At 55.7% G+C, this 13,901-nt stretch carries 16 protein-coding genes and 1 pseudogene; 10 read left to right on the top strand and 7 right to left on the bottom strand.

Annotated elements, in window-relative coordinates:
• Positions 1-55: 55 nt before the first annotated feature.
• The gene (regB, locus tag ACR0CW_RS18635; RefSeq protein ID WP_170335822.1) at positions 56-1,453 is read right to left on the bottom strand and encodes a sensor histidine kinase RegB; all 1,398 of its coding nucleotides are present in this window, start codon (positions 1,451-1,453) and stop codon (positions 56-58) included.
• A 90-nt stretch (positions 1,454-1,543) separates the two neighbouring features.
• Between regB and ACR0CW_RS18630 the strand changes: the two genes are divergently transcribed.
• Together ACR0CW_RS18630 and ACR0CW_RS18625 are read left to right on the top strand one after the other, a co-directional pair.
• Positions 1,544-2,164: an SCO family protein gene (locus tag ACR0CW_RS18630; RefSeq protein WP_480788925.1), complete on the top strand. Its 621-nt coding sequence runs from the start codon at positions 1,544-1,546 to the stop codon at positions 2,162-2,164.
• 85 nt (positions 2,165-2,249) lie between these two features.
• Positions 2,250-2,804, top strand: coding sequence for an ActR/PrrA/RegA family redox response regulator transcription factor (locus tag ACR0CW_RS18625; RefSeq protein WP_155139744.1), 555 nt, complete (start codon positions 2,250-2,252; stop codon positions 2,802-2,804).
• A gap of 465 nt (positions 2,805-3,269) precedes the next feature.
• Here ACR0CW_RS18625 and ACR0CW_RS18620 read toward each other — a convergent pair whose 3' ends face one another.
• The gene (locus tag ACR0CW_RS18620; protein WP_480788924.1) at positions 3,270-3,863 is read right to left on the bottom strand and encodes an HD domain-containing protein; all 594 of its coding nucleotides are present in this window, start codon (positions 3,861-3,863) and stop codon (positions 3,270-3,272) included.
• Positions 3,864-4,074: 211 nt separating this feature from the next.
• On the opposite strand from ACR0CW_RS18620, the gene ACR0CW_RS18615 reads away from it, so the two are divergent.
• The 3 genes from ACR0CW_RS18615 to ACR0CW_RS18605 all read left to right on the top strand — a co-directional run bounded on the left by ACR0CW_RS18615 (position 4,075) and on the right by ACR0CW_RS18605 (position 6,642).
• Positions 4,075-4,389, top strand: coding sequence for a hypothetical protein (locus ACR0CW_RS18615; protein ID WP_155139740.1), 315 nt, complete (start codon positions 4,075-4,077; stop codon positions 4,387-4,389).
• Between the two features lie 101 nt (positions 4,390-4,490).
• Positions 4,491-5,879, top strand: coding sequence for an adenosylhomocysteinase (gene ahcY / locus ACR0CW_RS18610; RefSeq protein ID WP_480788923.1), 1,389 nt, complete (start codon positions 4,491-4,493; stop codon positions 5,877-5,879).
• A gap of 13 nt (positions 5,880-5,892) precedes the next feature.
• Positions 5,893-6,642 (top strand): extensin-like domain-containing protein, encoded by a 750-nt coding sequence (locus ACR0CW_RS18605; RefSeq protein WP_480788922.1) that lies wholly within the window; start codon positions 5,893-5,895, stop codon positions 6,640-6,642.
• Between the two features lie 17 nt (positions 6,643-6,659).
• On the opposite strand, the gene ACR0CW_RS18600 is transcribed toward ACR0CW_RS18605, so the two are convergent.
• Positions 6,660-7,307 (bottom strand): DUF899 family protein, encoded by a 648-nt coding sequence (locus ACR0CW_RS18600; RefSeq protein ID WP_480788921.1) that lies wholly within the window; start codon positions 7,305-7,307, stop codon positions 6,660-6,662.
• Between the two features lie 188 nt (positions 7,308-7,495).
• Between ACR0CW_RS18600 and ACR0CW_RS18595 the strand changes: the two genes are divergently transcribed.
• The 3 genes from ACR0CW_RS18595 to ACR0CW_RS18585 all read left to right on the top strand — a co-directional run bounded on the left by ACR0CW_RS18595 (position 7,496) and on the right by ACR0CW_RS18585 (position 10,034).
• Positions 7,496-7,837 carry a DUF2853 family protein gene (locus tag ACR0CW_RS18595; RefSeq protein WP_155139733.1) on the top strand — a complete coding sequence of 114 codons (342 nt, stop codon included), beginning with the start codon at positions 7,496-7,498 and terminating at the stop codon, positions 7,835-7,837.
• Positions 7,838-8,130: 293 nt separating this feature from the next.
• Positions 8,131-9,132 carry an alpha/beta hydrolase gene (locus tag ACR0CW_RS18590; protein WP_480788920.1) on the top strand — a complete coding sequence of 334 codons (1,002 nt, stop codon included), beginning with the start codon at positions 8,131-8,133 and terminating at the stop codon, positions 9,130-9,132.
• A gap of 44 nt (positions 9,133-9,176) precedes the next feature.
• Positions 9,177-10,034, top strand: a complete 858-nt coding sequence (locus tag ACR0CW_RS18585) for a hypothetical protein (RefSeq protein WP_480788919.1) — start codon at positions 9,177-9,179, stop codon at positions 10,032-10,034.
• An 11-nt stretch (positions 10,035-10,045) separates the two neighbouring features.
• On the opposite strand, the gene ACR0CW_RS18580 is transcribed toward ACR0CW_RS18585, so the two are convergent.
• From ACR0CW_RS18580 to tsaD, 4 genes are read right to left on the bottom strand one after another with little or no spacing between them, the layout of a single operon-like run.
• Positions 10,046-10,468: an EVE domain-containing protein gene (locus ACR0CW_RS18580; RefSeq protein ID WP_480788918.1), complete on the bottom strand. Its 423-nt coding sequence runs from the start codon at positions 10,466-10,468 to the stop codon at positions 10,046-10,048.
• Positions 10,468-10,737 (bottom strand): YciI family protein, encoded by a 270-nt coding sequence (locus ACR0CW_RS18575; protein WP_155139727.1) that lies wholly within the window; start codon positions 10,735-10,737, stop codon positions 10,468-10,470. Before ACR0CW_RS18575 ends, ACR0CW_RS18580 begins: the two co-directional genes overlap by 1 nt.
• A gap of 1 nt (position 10,738) precedes the next feature.
• Positions 10,739-11,701: an NAD(P)H-dependent glycerol-3-phosphate dehydrogenase gene (locus ACR0CW_RS18570; protein WP_480788917.1), complete on the bottom strand. Its 963-nt coding sequence runs from the start codon at positions 11,699-11,701 to the stop codon at positions 10,739-10,741.
• Positions 11,698-12,795, bottom strand: coding sequence for a tRNA (adenosine(37)-N6)-threonylcarbamoyltransferase complex transferase subunit TsaD (gene tsaD / locus ACR0CW_RS18565; protein ID WP_480788916.1), 1,098 nt, complete (start codon positions 12,793-12,795; stop codon positions 11,698-11,700). Before tsaD ends, ACR0CW_RS18570 begins: the two co-directional genes overlap by 4 nt.
• 98 nt (positions 12,796-12,893) lie before the next feature.
• Between tsaD and ACR0CW_RS18560 the strand changes: the two genes are divergently transcribed.
• Both ACR0CW_RS18560 and ACR0CW_RS18555 read left to right on the top strand, forming a co-directional pair.
• Complete coding sequence (locus ACR0CW_RS18560) at positions 12,894-13,607, top strand: uroporphyrinogen-III synthase (protein ID WP_480788915.1); 714 nt, start codon at positions 12,894-12,896, stop codon at positions 13,605-13,607.
• Positions 13,608-13,661: 54 nt separating this feature from the next.
• Positions 13,662-13,901 (top strand): annotated as a pseudogene (locus ACR0CW_RS18555) (hypothetical protein); the annotation flags it as partial.

The following is a 13,901-nucleotide window of genomic DNA, read 5'->3' as shown; positions in this document are numbered from 1 at the left end:
CCGCCCTGAAAAACTGGACGTGACTATGATTTACAATGGTTAACGGTGTCTTAATTCAGATCTTGATCTGCTGGTTTACACCGGACGGGACCGGGGTATCACCAGTTTGGGCGTCGATCAGGTTTCGCGGCCAGATCACTTTGACGATTGCCCCCCTGCGATCGGGTTGATCCGTCAAGGTTTGATAGGGGTCGGAACCATTTGCGAATTTGAGCTCGGCACCACTCCGCTCCAACAGAGTTTTTGCGATAAACAGCCCCAAACCCATACCCTCGTATTCAGGCCGTGTGCGTTGATCGTTCTCGGCGCGTCGACGTCGCATGAACGGATCACCGATCCGTCCAATCATTTGCGAAGGGTATCCGCGTCCGTCGTCCATGATGCTGACGGTGATCCAGCTATCGGTCCATTCCGCATCGACCCAGACATTGGCGCGGGCGAAATCCACACCGTTCTGGATCAGGTTGCGCAGGCCGTGAATGATCTCGGGTTTGCGCAGGATCGAAGGTTGTTGCACATCGCCACCCTGACCCGGACCCTCTTCGAAATGCACATGTTTGCCGCGATGGATATGTGGCTCGGCGGCTTCGTGGATTACCGCCGATAGCGGAGCCTGGCGCAGATGCAGATCATCTTTACCCGCCCGCCCCATATCCCTCAGGATATCTCGGCAGCGATTGGCTTGTTCCCGAATAAGCGCTGCATCTTCCTTAAGATCGGGGCGGTCATCCAATTCTTCGATCAGTTCGGAACTGGTCAATTTGATCGTCGCAAGCGGCGTTCCCAGCTCATGGGCAGCGGCGGCGACAACGCCACCCAGATCGGTCAGCTTCTGTTCACGTGCCAGGGCCATATGAGTCGCAGCCAATGCCTCGGACATGGACTGAACTTCGGAGCTGACACGATGCGAATAAGCGCCCAGGAACACGATGGCGATGACGATAGCGGCCCAGTTTCCGAACAGAAGGATATCCGGGATATCCAGAACAAGACCCAAATCCGTGTGCAACGGCAGATGAAACTGCGCCAGCAACGTGGTCAGTACAACGGCAACGCCACCAACAATCATGGTAGAGCGCGTGCTCATGACGTTTGCGGAAATTGTGACCGGACCGACAAGAAGCAGGGCAAAGGGGTTGTTCAAACCACCGGTGAGATACAACAGGAAAGCCAGTTGCAGCAGGTCGAACAAAACCATCAGAAAGTTCTCGAACTCTGACAGACGTTTGTTCTGTGGAAACAGCAAAATGGCGGTCAGATTCCCCAGAACCGAAACCCCAATGGCCATATAACACAGGCCCAGTTCCAGCTGAACGTGATAGGTCTGCTGGGCGACCGTGATCGCCGTAATCTGACCGATGATCGCCACCCAACGCAGTAGAATAAGGGTCCGCAGCCTGATCCAGCTGCTTCTCTCCTGTCCGCGCCAAAGACTGATATTGGAATTCTTCATCGGTCAATTATGTCCTATTGCGTCGGCTGATCATCTTGATAGGTGTCCCGGTCGAAACGATCAACAACACCCTGTGTCAGGATTTTAATCATGGTCCGCATATACGCCATTCTCGCAACTGTTGTTCTGGCCGTCGGTCTGGGTGCCATGTGGCTGCTCACGCGTGGAGCGGGTTCTGATGACAAGTTCGCGCAGTGCCGGTCAAGCCAGATCGCAGGCGGTACCGCAGCGATTGGCGGACCTTTCGAGTTGATCAACGCCAAGGGCGAAACCGTTACCGACAGGGATGTGATCACCGAGCCGACCCTTGTCTACTTTGGCTACACCTTCTGCCCCGATGTCTGCCCGTTTGACATGTCGCGAAACGCGGATGCCATCGATATCCTCGCCGAGCGCGGGCAATCCGTCACACCACTGTTCATCTCGATCGACCCGGAACGCGACACGCCTGAGGTCGTCGGGGATTATGCCTTCAACCTTGGCGGCAAGACCATTGCCCTGACCGGGTCGCCTGAGCAGGTCAAAGCCGCCAGCCGGGCCTACAAGACCTATTATAAGGCGCAGGACAAGAGCGACGAGTATTATCTGGTCGATCACTCGACCTTTACCTATCTGGTCACGCCCGAGGACGGCTTTATCGAGTTCTTCAATCGTGACGATACCGCTGAACAGATGGCGGACAAGGTCGGTTGCTTCTTGGATAAGATGTAACAGAAACAGGTAATTTGACCTTTGTTGCGGCGCTGCTAATACTTCTTAGCAAGCCAACGGCAAGACAGAATGGAAAGACCCACATATGGCAGACACTTCTCAGCTGGAAATCGGCCCCGACAAATCCCTGCTTCTGGTGGACGATGACGAGCCGTTTCTGAGACGTCTGGCAAAGGCCATGGAAAAGCGCGGGTTCGAGATTGAGACCGCCGGTTCTGTCGCTGCAGGCCGCGCAATCGCTACTGCGCGCCCGCCTGCCTATGCGGTGGTTGATCTTCGGCTTGAAGATGGCAACGGACTGGATGTCGTCGAAGTGCTGCGGGAAAAGCGCCCTGACAGTCGTGTGGTGGTTTTGACGGGCTACGGTGCGATTGCCACCGCCGTTGCTGCAGTAAAGATCGGGGCGACGGATTATCTGTCCAAACCAGCCGATGCCACCGACATCACCAATGCCTTGCTGGCCAAGGGTGACGAACTGCCCCCACCGCCGGAAAACCCCATGAGTGCGGACCGTGTGCGCTGGGAGCATATCCAGCGGGTTTATGAATTGTGTGATCGGAACGTTTCCGAGACGGCGCGCCGCCTGAACATGCACCGTCGGACTTTGCAGCGGATCTTGGCTAAGCGCAGCCCGCGGTGAGTTTTGGGCGTGTGTTCAAAAAAATTCTATTTGGATTAGCATACTCAGCACCTGTCACCCTTCCGCAGCGCGTCGGAGCAATGGTGATGTGTATCGTAAACTTGCTTTCTCTCGCAATTATTATAGGCGTCGTTTCAAATGCGTGGAATGAACCGTGGACCACAAGTGGGTTTACAGCCAGCGCATTTGGGTTGGGTGTAGCAGTTCCTTTAACGACAATGGGCATCGCTCATGGTAGCGCAGCGGTAATTCCGCGAATGTTCAAGAGATGGAAAACCAAACCGTCTTCGGTAAGCGACACCATTCTGAAGGTAAAATCTGAAGACCTGAGATTCTTTTATCAAGTTATCGGTTGGCTATCTATTATTGGGTTCGCATGCCTACTGATGTTCATTCTTACGTAAAATTGCATACAGAAACTCTGAATACATTCCACCGAGCTGAAAAGACAGTTTGTGCTCGATATTAGATAACTTGCAGCAGTTTCTGATGACGCTCTGTATACGCCCGCCGCACCTCGACCGGCGGTCGAAGCATAATCTCCAACCCTTCCATCACCACCTTATCCGGTCGGCCAAAGAACTTTGTTGCCTCGGCCTCAGAAAAGCCCGCGATCTGGGTAGCCTCCATCCAGGCGCTGATTTTGTCGGCCTTCTTGATTTGCCGCTTCACGGTTTTTGGCACCGCTGCGGGCAGGCCGAACCGGATATGGATCGCTGCGGCCAGACGATCATCCAGCGCACCGTAATCGGGGCCGACGGCAGATTTGACGGGCGAGATCATGTCACCGATCACATATTCCGGCGCATCATGTAACAAGGCCGCCAGCCGCCATTTTATCGGTGCTTTGGGGGCAATGCGGCCAAAAAGCTCTTCTACCAGAAGGGAATGCTCGGCCACGGAATAGGCGAAATCACCCGCAGTTTGCCCGTTCCAACGTGCGACAAACGCCAGACCGTGGGCGATATCTTCTATCTCGATATCCACCGGCGTTGGATCCAGCAGATCCAGCCTGCGGCCCGACAGCATTCTCTGCCATGCTCTGGGTTGTGTTGCCATTATGCCATGCCTTGTGAAGTGGGACACATTGAATTCGGATTTTTGTGCTAAGATGTATCTGTCAGGATCACCGGCTGCCAACGTTTTCTTGAGCATTCGTGCTTTGAAATGGTGTGTAGCGATCCCGACATTAAGGACTGAGGGGGGTGCATACTCCTCCCAGTGTGCCCCTCTCGAAACGAAACGGAACTCGTATCGAAAGGAGCTTGTCATGTTCAAGCGTTTGTTCGCAATATCCCTGACCTTTGGAATGGCTGCCACTGCACCGCCCGCTTTTGCCCAAAGCTGTGCGCAACGTGATGATGTCATTGCCAAATTGCAGAATAGCTACTCTGAAGAATTGACCTTTGGAGGCCTGCAAAAGTCGCGCGGAGCGCAATCGGTCATGGAGGTCTGGTCCTCGAAGGAAACGGGAACCTATACCGTTCTGCTGACCCAAGCCAACGGCATTAGCTGTATTGTTGCCGCCGGCACTGATTTTTTTGAAGCGATACCTAAAGTGAAAATAGACGGCACGCCGAGCTGATTTTGAAGGCGTCAGACCTGTTTCCGCCTATCTCCGTTGCCACTTGCATAAAGTGATGCTAGTGGCACCCCGGATCGAAATTTACCGGAATGGAGCATCTGATGGCCGGGGACTATATCGTTAAGGACATTTCGTTGGCCGGATTCGGCCGCAAAGAACTGGATATTGCCGAAACAGAAATGCCGGGACTGATGTCCCTGCGCGCCGAGTATGGCGAAAGCAAGCCCCTTAAGGGTGCGCGCATCGTCGGCTCGCTGCACATGACTATCCAGACAGCTGTTCTGATCGAAACGCTGGTTGCGCTGGGCGCTGACGTGCGCTGGGCGTCGTGCAACATCTTCTCGACCCAGGATCACGCCGCCGCCGCGATTGCCGAAGCAGGTATCCCCGTCTTCGCTATCAAGGGCCAGACACTGGAAGAGCACTGGGATTATCTGGACAAATCGTTCCTGTTCGATGAAGGCCCGAACATGATCCTGGACGATGGCGGCGACGCAACGCTGTACATCCTGCTGGGCGCACGTGCCGAAGCGGGCGAAGATATCATCCCTGTTCCGGGTTCGGAAGAGGAAGAGGTGATCAAGAAGCAGATCGCCAAGCGTATGGCGGCAAGCCCTGGCTGGTTCACCAAGATGCGTGATCAGATCAAAGGCGTGTCCGAGGAAACAACCACTGGCGTGAACCGTCTGTATCAGCTGGTGAAAGAAGGTCACCTGCCGTTCCCGGCGATCAACGTGAACGACAGCGTCACCAAGTCGAAATTCGACAACAAATACGGCTGTAAGGAATCGCTGGTCGACGGTATCCGCCGCGCGACCGACACCATGCTGGCCGGTAAGGTTGCCGTGGTCTGCGGTTATGGCGACGTGGGCAAAGGCTCGGCTGCTTCACTGGCAGGCGCAGGCGCCCGTGTGAAAGTGACCGAAGTTGATCCGATCTGCGCCCTGCAGGCTGCGATGGACGGCTTTGAAGTCACTCTGCTGGAAGACGAGATTGCCACCGCTGATGTGTTCATCACCACCACCGGCAATAAGGACGTGATCCGCATCGAGCATATGCGCGAGATGAAGGACATGGCCATCGTCGGCAACATCGGTCACTTCGATAACGAAATTCAGGTGGCTAGCCTGAAGAACCACAAGTGGACCAACATCAAGGAACAGGTGGACATGATCGAGATGCCCTCGGGCAACCGCATCATCCTGCTGTCCGAAGGCCGTCTGCTGAACCTTGGCAACGCGACCGGTCACCCGTCCTTCGTGATGTCGGCCTCGTTCACCAACCAGGTTCTGGCTCAGATCGAGCTGTTCACCAAGGGTGACGAGTACAAAAATGACGTCTACATCCTGCCTAAACACTTGGATGAGAAAGTTGCGCGTCTGCACTTGGATCGCATCGGCGTCAAGCTGACCAAGATGGACAACGAGCAAGCGGCCTATATCGGAGTTAAGCCCGAAGGTCCGTACAAGCCGGAACACTACCGCTACTAAGTGCGAAAGACGCATGAGCAAGCAATCCGGACGCCGCCGATTTATGTTATCGGCGGCGTCTTTTGTTTTTCGGGTCGCCGTTGTGGTCATCCTGTTCGGAGGCGGCGGGTGGTTGCTGCTGGCGCATCCTGAAACACCCGTACCGTCGCATTGGAACCCGTTACGTGAATTGAAAGTGACCGCACCAGTCACGCCGATCACCCGGTTTCAGCTTAATCGCGCGCTTGCGGATGTGTCGCAGTGCCGCGCAACGCTGGCAGAGGCAGGTGTTTCGTTTGCAGCGATGGATGATCTGATAGAAAGCGAGAATTGCGGTATTCCCGGCCGGGGTCTGCTATCCGGGCTTACTACATCGGGTGTGAACGCCGTTGAAACGAGTTGCACGACGGCTCTGCGCCTGACGATGTGGGAATATCATGTGGTCCAGCCCGCCGCGCAAGAACATCTGGGAACGCGGGTCAATCAGCTGCGGCACGTCGGCAGCTATAACTGCCGCCAGATGCGCACCGCGCAAGGCGAGACCAGCGCCTGGAGCAGCCATGCAAAGGCCGATGCCATAGACATCGTTGGTGTGCGACTTGACGACGGGCGTAGCCTGACATTGCTGTCAGACTGGCAGGCGGCGGGTCCTGAGGGTTCATTTTTGCGCCAGATCTGGCGCGGCGCATGTGACTGGTTTCGGGTGGTTCTGGGCCCGGATTTCAATCACTTGCACGCCGATCACTTTCACCTGCAGGGTCCAGGCTGGGGCTATTGCCGCTAAGTTCGCTTGGCAGACCGTCAGCGTAGAGATGGAAAGAAATCGCCTCGGCCCTGTGGAGTAAAATCCAGAATGTTCCACAAAGGCCATGCTGCATCCACATGTCGCGGATGCCAGTCGCTGGGCTCAAAGAACAGTTCGGAACTCCAGAAATGGCTGATACCGTCCTGATTGCGCTGAAAGACGTTCAGGATCGGCAGTTGGCTTCCGTCCTCGGCTTCGGCCAGATAGTCGCGCTGATAGTCCGTGCCCAGCGCTGAATAAAGCGGCAGATCGTTCCACCCCATAGTTGCCTTCAGATCGGCCAGCTTTTCACAGGTGTTTTGAGCCACTACAGCAAACGCAATTTTCTGGGAGATGTGCGGGACCTGTCCATTCAACCCGTCCAGAAAGGCCGAACACATCGGGCAGGGTGCCTGCGCGTTCGGTCCATACATAAGCGAGTAGATGGCCAAGGTGTCATGTGACCCGAACAAGGTCGACAAAGGTGCTGGTGCTCCACGATCTGACCGAAAGGCATAGTCCTGCGGAACCGCCCCGCCATTGGGTAGTCCGCGTCGCAGGCTGGCTACTTCTTCCACTTTGGCGCGCAGTTCGGCTTCGGCAGATAGCAACCTGTTGCGTGCGGTTCTGTACTCGGGGCTTTCATTGGGCAGGGAAACGGACATGGTAATCTCCTTATCCTAAATTTAACACATAGGTTAAATAATGGAGGAAGCGAAATCAAGCCTGCTGTAGGGTCAGGAACTGCTTAGGGGGAATGCCGCTGATTTTTCCCTTTGTGCAAATTCTTGTGGCCGTTACCGTATTGGCGGTGCTGGAATGGCCATAAATAAACCTGAACCAGGAGACGACTATGGGAAAACGCGACGAACTGATCGCCAAATATGCCGAAGACCTGAAAAACAAGTGCGGTATGGAACCTGATATGGACCTGTTGACCAAGGTCACCATCGGGTGCGGTCCTGCAATCTATGACGCGGATGCCGAAACCGTCGCAGCCAGCCAGGATAGCGAGTTGGAAACGGTCAAGAACAACTTCCTGATCAAAAAACTGGGCCTGTCCGATGGTCCCGAGCTGATGGAAGCGATCAACAAAGCCATGGAAACCTATGGCATGTCCGAGCGGAACAAATACCGCGCTGTCGTCTACTACATGCTGACCAAGCATTTCGGCAAAGAGGCTGTCTACAGCTAACGCTGCCTTTGACCTTTTCTTGCGCCCGTTGGGAAACCAGCGGGCGTTTTGCATTTGAGACATAATTTAAGAACTCGGTGTTTGATCCAACTGACGGATACCGGGTAATGTCACCTTACGACCAGGACGGTCAGAACCAGAATATTCCATACGCGTGTGGTGAGTAGGGAGCACGCGGGGTAGGGAGGGTTCTGTATCGTTCAGGCCCTCCCGAAGTTTCAAAAAGCTCATTTGATATCAAGACTGTCGCCCGATAGGCTGGGTTCATCTTCTTCACTGTTCGCGAGGCATTGATGCCATCCATGAACTGCTCTTCCGAAGAAAACCCCGGCGTGCGGATCAAAGAGATCGGCAGTTTCTTTGCGGGTGGCCGCCGGGTGACGCTGACGGACCAGCCGGTACAGCAAGTACAGGTGGCCCGAAATGCTCCCGCTCGAACGGTCGACATGAACGGCGACTACATTACCGGGCAATGTTATGTTCAGTATCTGCGACAGGTTGCACCCGCCTTTGATGCCCCCCTGATGTTCTGGCACGGGGGCGGCATGACAGGCGCAATGTGGGAGACGACGCCCGATGGACGGCCCGGATGGCATAGCTATTTCCTGAACGCCGGGTTCGATACCTTTATCTGTGATGCTGTCGAACGTGGTCGGGCGAGCTGGTCTCCCTATCCCCAGATCTACAAAGAAGCGCCTGTCTTTCGCACTCTGAACGACGTCTGGAACATGTTTCGGTTAGGGCCTGCCGATACCTACACGCCTGAAGCGGCTGAACAGCATCCTTTCAACGGGGTCAGGTTTCCGATGAGTGACTTGGAAAAATTTGGGGCGCAGTTCGTGCCGCGTTGGGTCACTCATGCAGACATTACGCTAGACGCCTACTATCAAGCCTTGCAGCAGGTTGGTCCGGTTTGGTTGATCGCGCATAGCCAGGGTGGAAATCTCGCGCTTGAGGCCGCCGCGACCCATCCGGAGTTCTTCAGAGGCGTTGTGATTATTGAACCGGCCTCTGTGCCACCCGTAACAGGTCGGGCCGCGCAGGTGCCGCATCTGTTCATTTGGGGTGACAATGTCGAGAGGTTTGCGATCTGGAAGGCCTATCGTATTGCAACCAATGGGTATGTCGATCAACTGCAATCTGAGGGGTGTGCGGCTAAAATTCTCGACCTGCCTGCTTTGGGGATTACCGGAAATACCCACGCGATGATGATGGATGACAACTCTGACCAGATTGCATCTATGGTTCTTGAGTGGATCAGCGAAAACGGTCGAATTTTGGGTTCTGACCGATAAGTGTTAACATAATACGGCTTTCAACCATGACGAGGGGCCGTGTTATGTTGAAAAAGCCAACTGTACTGTTTCCTGTTGCCGTCTTCCTGTTCGCTTCCTGCGCCAATCTGGTTTGGGTCGAACCCAAGGTATATGTGCCTGGGTCAACCGAGATTGAGGTGGATGGATTTGGGATCAATGGTCCTGTCGACATCCTGCCGCGCGGAACAACTGCGATAACAATCTCCCACGAAATCACCAATGCGGGCAGCAGCCCCGTGCCTGCGGGCTATCTGATCACGGAAACGGTGGTTCAATGGGTGTTTCAGCGCAATGTCACCAGCGTTGGCTGGCGTCCGGGTGATCCGGCGACACATACGATCATCCAGCTTGCCCAAAGTGGACCGGCCCTGAATCCGGGGGAATCTGCAGTTATTTCTTTCGGGCCATTTCCTGTTGGAAGTTGCGGATTGTTCGGGGAAACGCTGGAATTGGATTCCAGCAACATCGTCGTCGAATCCTCAAACCAGGACAATGTAGACGAGCACCTGTTCTTTATACCCAGCAATCAGATCATCAATATCACGGCCAATACGATCAATGGGACCTTGTTTCACGAGGCAGGCCGCACATTGACGCATCAATTCACGATCAATTCAGGCGGTGCCGGCAATCAATGGCTGTATACAGGTTTTTCCTGGATCGCGACTGAAGGATCAACTGCAGATGCAGTGCCGCCACCAACCGGGCGCGTGCCTCAGGGGCCTGCTCCGCAAACAATCAACATGTTCGTCACACCCAGGGGCCACGAACATTCACCGCTTGGGTTTGGTCCATCAGTCAAAGGCAAGGTCACTGCCATTTCCACTGATGGCTGCGTGATCAAGCAAAAGGCGGTTGAGGTGCTTGTCGAGCACGATTGAGGGATGTGATTTCAGTCAGCGCGAGTCTGACCCAGATCACAGATCACCGACCACTCTGCTTCGCTGACGGGCTGCACTGACAGGCGAGAATTCTTCACCAGAACCATCTCTCCCAAACGCTCGTCCGCCTTGATCTGATCCAGTGTCACAGCAGTGGTGAAAGGTCGAATCGCCTTGATATCAACGCATTCCCAGCGTTCGTCATCAGTTGTGCTGTCGGGATGGGCCTCGGCACAGACTTCGACGATTCCGACGATCGCCTTGTCTTTCTGCGAATGATAAAAGAACCCCCGGTCACCGATTTTCATATCCCGCATGAAATTGCGCGCCTGATAGTTGCGCACACCATCCCATTCTTCTCCAGCTTCACCTTTGGCAACCTGCTGGTCCCAGCTCCAGGTCGAGGGTTCGGATTTGAATAACCAATACGCCATCAGCCTATAACTCTTTTCCAGGGGATCAGTTCGACGGAAGAGAACAGACCAGCCAACGCATACGGATCACTTGCCGCCCATTCCTGCGCTGTCGCCATATCCTCGACATCCAGAATAATCAGCGAACCGATCATGTTTTCACCATCCAGCAACGGCCCGGCCTGCGAGACGACCCCGGTTTCTTCGATATAGGCCAGATGTGCGGCGCGGTTGTCCAGACGGGTCTGCAGGGCACCGTCCTTGTCACGGGCGATCAGGGCGATCAGCATGTTATTCCTCCTTAAGTGGGCGATTGAGCAGTGATTGAATCGCCTCGGTCACACTGTATGTGCCGTGGCTGAGTTCCGCCACTGTTGTGCTGATGGGCATATCCAGCTCTTCCGATCTTGCGATATCTGCCATGGCGCGGGCGGTGGCAACGCCTTCGACTGTGGTACTGGCGTCAAAGTTTTCGTGACGCCCCAGCGAGAGGCCAAAACGATAGTTCCGTGACAGTTCTGACGAGCAGGTCAGGACCAGATCACCAAGGCCTGACAATCCCATCAGAGTGTCGGCTCGTGCGCCACGTCTGGCAGCAAAGCGCTGCATTTCGGCGAAACCACGGGTCATCAAAGCTGCACGAGCACTGTCGCCCAGACCGGCTCCGATACAGGCGCCACAGCCGATGGCCATGACATTCTTAAGCGCACCACCCAGTTCGGCCCCGATCGTATCGGTCGTGCGATAAAGGCGCAGATTGGCAGTGGTCAACTCCTCTTGCAGAGATTGTCCTAGTTCTGCATCACCGCAGGCGAGGGTAAGGGCCGTTGGCAGTCCGCGCGCAATGTCATCGGCAAAGCTGGGCCCGGTGAGCAACGCCGGGCGCGCATCGGGAATCGTCTGTATGATGACCGAGATTGGTCCAAGACCCGAAGACAACTCGATGCCTTTGCAGCAGGCGACCAATGTCTTACCGGCCAGAGCATCTGCGTGCTCGGATAATGCCGCACGTAGCTTTTGCATAGGCACCGCCAGCAACAGCGTATCTGCCTCAACTGCTTTTGTGATGTCAGCGGTTACAGAGATTTGAGGTGATAACGCGACACCCGGCAAGCGTCCGGAGTTTTCACGCGTCTCTTGCATGCGCTGAGCGTGATCAGCATCGCGGGCCCAAAGGGTGACTGGCCCTTTGCCTGCCAGGGATATTGCTAATGCGGTACCGAAAGCGCCAGAACCCAGAACCGAAACGCTCATGCCTTTGCGCCTTTCTTGCCGCTGCCAAGCATGGCGGGGCTTGTGTTATCCAATGGCCATCGGGGACGCGCGGTCAGATCCAGACCGTCTTGTGCCCCGGTTCTGAAACGTTCCATACCCGCATAGGCGATCATGGCGGCATTGTCGGTGCAAAGGTTCAGCGGCGGTGCAGTGAACCGAGCGCCCAAATCTGCACAAACAGTCTCTAACGCAGATTGAATAGCTGCATTGGCTGCAACACCACCGGCGACTGCTATGACCGGGTCGGATGGGTTTTCTTCAAGGTAGAGGGCAATTGCCCGGCGGGTTTTTTCCGCCAGCGTGTCCACTACGGCCTGCTGAAATCCGGCACACAGATCGGCGCGATCCTGTCGAGTCAGGCCGCCCTTTTCGGCGACAATCTGATCCCGCATTCGCATCAGTGCAGTTTTCAGCCCCGAGAAGGACAGATCGCATCCGGGCCGATCCAGCAAAGGGCGAGGAAACCGGAACCGCTTTGGGTCACCGGATCGCGCTTCGGCCTCGACCGATGGCCCACCGGGTTGCGGCAATCCCAGAAGGCGCGCAGTTTTATCGAAGGCTTCGCCAGGGGCGTCATCAATTGTGCCGCCCAGACGGGTGAATTTTTCTGGGCCATGGGCAATCAGATATTGGCAATGACCACCCGAAACCAGCAGCATGAGGTAGGGAAACGCGATTCCATCAGTCAGGCGCGGCGTCAGTGCATGCCCGGCAAGATGGTTAACCCCGATCAGCGGTAGCCCGGTTGCAGCACTCAATCCCTTGGCGCACATGACCCCAGACATGACCCCGCCGATCAATCCTGGCCCGGCTGTCACCGCAATGGCGTCCAGGTCCTTCAGATCCATATCTGCGGCTTCCAAAGCCTGAACAACACAGACGTCCAGCTTTTCGGCGTGCGCGCGTGCGGCGATTTCAGGTACGACACCGCCGAAGGCGCTGTGCAACTCAGTCTGGCCGTGTACGACCGACGACAGAATTTCGGCCTGCGACCCCTCTGTCTGGCGCACAACTGCGGCGGCTGTGTCATCACAGCTGCTTTCCAATCCAAGGACGGTAAGTGTTTGCACCATGGGCCTGATCCGTTGCATCATGATTGCCAAGCGGGGTATCACCCTGCGCGGATGCAAACAATCCTCAAGGCCGAAGGCGCCGACCGTTGTATTTGTTGATGACCCGCCCTCGCGCCGCCTCAGAGAGGTTCGTTGCGCAGCTGCCGACCCGCACAAGATCGCGGGTCACGGTCATCCATTCCCCATTATTGGATATTCGCCCCCTGCCGGTTCAGGTGGTGACCACTGGTGTCCGGGGCCTGATTTTTACCTCGGCCAACGCTGTGAATGCAGCAGCTTCCATGGGCGTTGATCAAAGTTTGCCAGCGTTTTGCGTCGGTCCAGCGACCACGGGTACAGCCAAAGGGGCTGGCTGGCAGGCCCAAATGGTTGGCGGAACGGCCGAGGAACTTGTCGCCGCCTTATTGCAGCTCCGCCCCGAAAGCCCCTTGCTGCATCTGCGGGGCGAGCACAGCCGCGGCAACATAGCTGAACGCCTGACCGAACTGGGTCTGACCACGCTGGAACAGCCGGTTTATCAGCAGCGCCTGCTGCCATTGACGGAAGAAGCAAGCGAGGCAGCCAGCGGTTCCTCACCCATAATCGTGCCGGTCTTTTCGCCGCGTACCGCGCGACAATTTGCCGACGTCTGGACCGGATTAGCCCCTTTGTGGATTGCCGCAATTAGCGAAGCGACGGCAGAACCCCTTAAATCCTTGGGCTATGAGCGATTGAGAATTGCAAAAGAGCCGACACCCAAGAAAATGCGGAAAGCCGTTAAAAAGCTTGTGAAACATGCGATGCGGGTTGAGGGTGAGCCGGGCGCAGATTAACTTGGAAACGTCAGTAGTTCAGGTGATTTTGGAATCGATAAGGGGAATACGACGGTGGCTGGTAAGAAGAAATCCAATCAGGAACCGATAGAGGACCCCAAATCGGAAGAGGTGGTAGAGGATACCGCTGCCGAATCCGGCGCAGAAACTAAGGAAGAATCCATTGACCCCACGGCCTCGGAAGAAGAGGTAATTTTCGAAGCCGAAGCCGAAGCCGAAGCCGAAGCCGAAGCCGAAGCCGAAGCCGAAGCCGAAGCCGAAGCCGAAGCCGAAGCCGAAGCCGAAGCCGAAGCC

The sequence above is a fragment of the Ruegeria sp. CH6 genome, assembly GCF_056537005.1.
This window is presented reverse-complemented; position numbering and strand designations above follow the sequence as displayed.

Coding starts and splice junctions, on each gene's coding strand:
- ACR0CW_RS18605 (WP_480788922.1), top strand. CDS start 5,893: ATGAGCAAGCAATCCGGACGCCGCCGATTTATGTTATCGGCGGCGTCT.
- ACR0CW_RS18620 (WP_480788924.1), bottom strand. CDS start 3,863: ATGGCAACACAACCCAGAGCATGGCAGAGAATGCTGTCGGGCCGCAGG.
- ACR0CW_RS18580 (WP_480788918.1), bottom strand. CDS start 10,468: ATGGCGTATTGGTTATTCAAATCCGAACCCTCGACCTGGAGCTGGGAC.
- ACR0CW_RS18590 (WP_480788920.1), top strand. CDS start 8,131: ATGCCATCCATGAACTGCTCTTCCGAAGAAAACCCCGGCGTGCGGATC.
- ACR0CW_RS18630 (WP_480788925.1), top strand. CDS start 1,544: ATGGTCCGCATATACGCCATTCTCGCAACTGTTGTTCTGGCCGTCGGT.
- ACR0CW_RS18560 (WP_480788915.1), top strand. CDS start 12,894: ATGACCCGCCCTCGCGCCGCCTCAGAGAGGTTCGTTGCGCAGCTGCCG.
- ACR0CW_RS18615 (WP_155139740.1), top strand. CDS start 4,075: ATGTTCAAGCGTTTGTTCGCAATATCCCTGACCTTTGGAATGGCTGCC.
- ACR0CW_RS18570 (WP_480788917.1), bottom strand. CDS start 11,701: ATGAGCGTTTCGGTTCTGGGTTCTGGCGCTTTCGGTACCGCATTAGCA.
- ACR0CW_RS18585 (WP_480788919.1), top strand. CDS start 9,177: ATGTTGAAAAAGCCAACTGTACTGTTTCCTGTTGCCGTCTTCCTGTTC.
- ACR0CW_RS18595 (WP_155139733.1), top strand. CDS start 7,496: ATGGGAAAACGCGACGAACTGATCGCCAAATATGCCGAAGACCTGAAA.
- ACR0CW_RS18625 (WP_155139744.1), top strand. CDS start 2,250: ATGGCAGACACTTCTCAGCTGGAAATCGGCCCCGACAAATCCCTGCTT.
- ACR0CW_RS18600 (WP_480788921.1), bottom strand. CDS start 7,307: ATGTCCGTTTCCCTGCCCAATGAAAGCCCCGAGTACAGAACCGCACGC.
- ACR0CW_RS18575 (WP_155139727.1), bottom strand. CDS start 10,737: ATGCTGATCGCCCTGATCGCCCGTGACAAGGACGGTGCCCTGCAGACC.
- regB (WP_170335822.1), bottom strand. CDS start 1,453: ATGAAGAATTCCAATATCAGTCTTTGGCGCGGACAGGAGAGAAGCAGC.
- ahcY (WP_480788923.1), top strand. CDS start 4,491: ATGGCCGGGGACTATATCGTTAAGGACATTTCGTTGGCCGGATTCGGC.
- tsaD (WP_480788916.1), bottom strand. CDS start 12,795: ATGGTGCAAACACTTACCGTCCTTGGATTGGAAAGCAGCTGTGATGAC.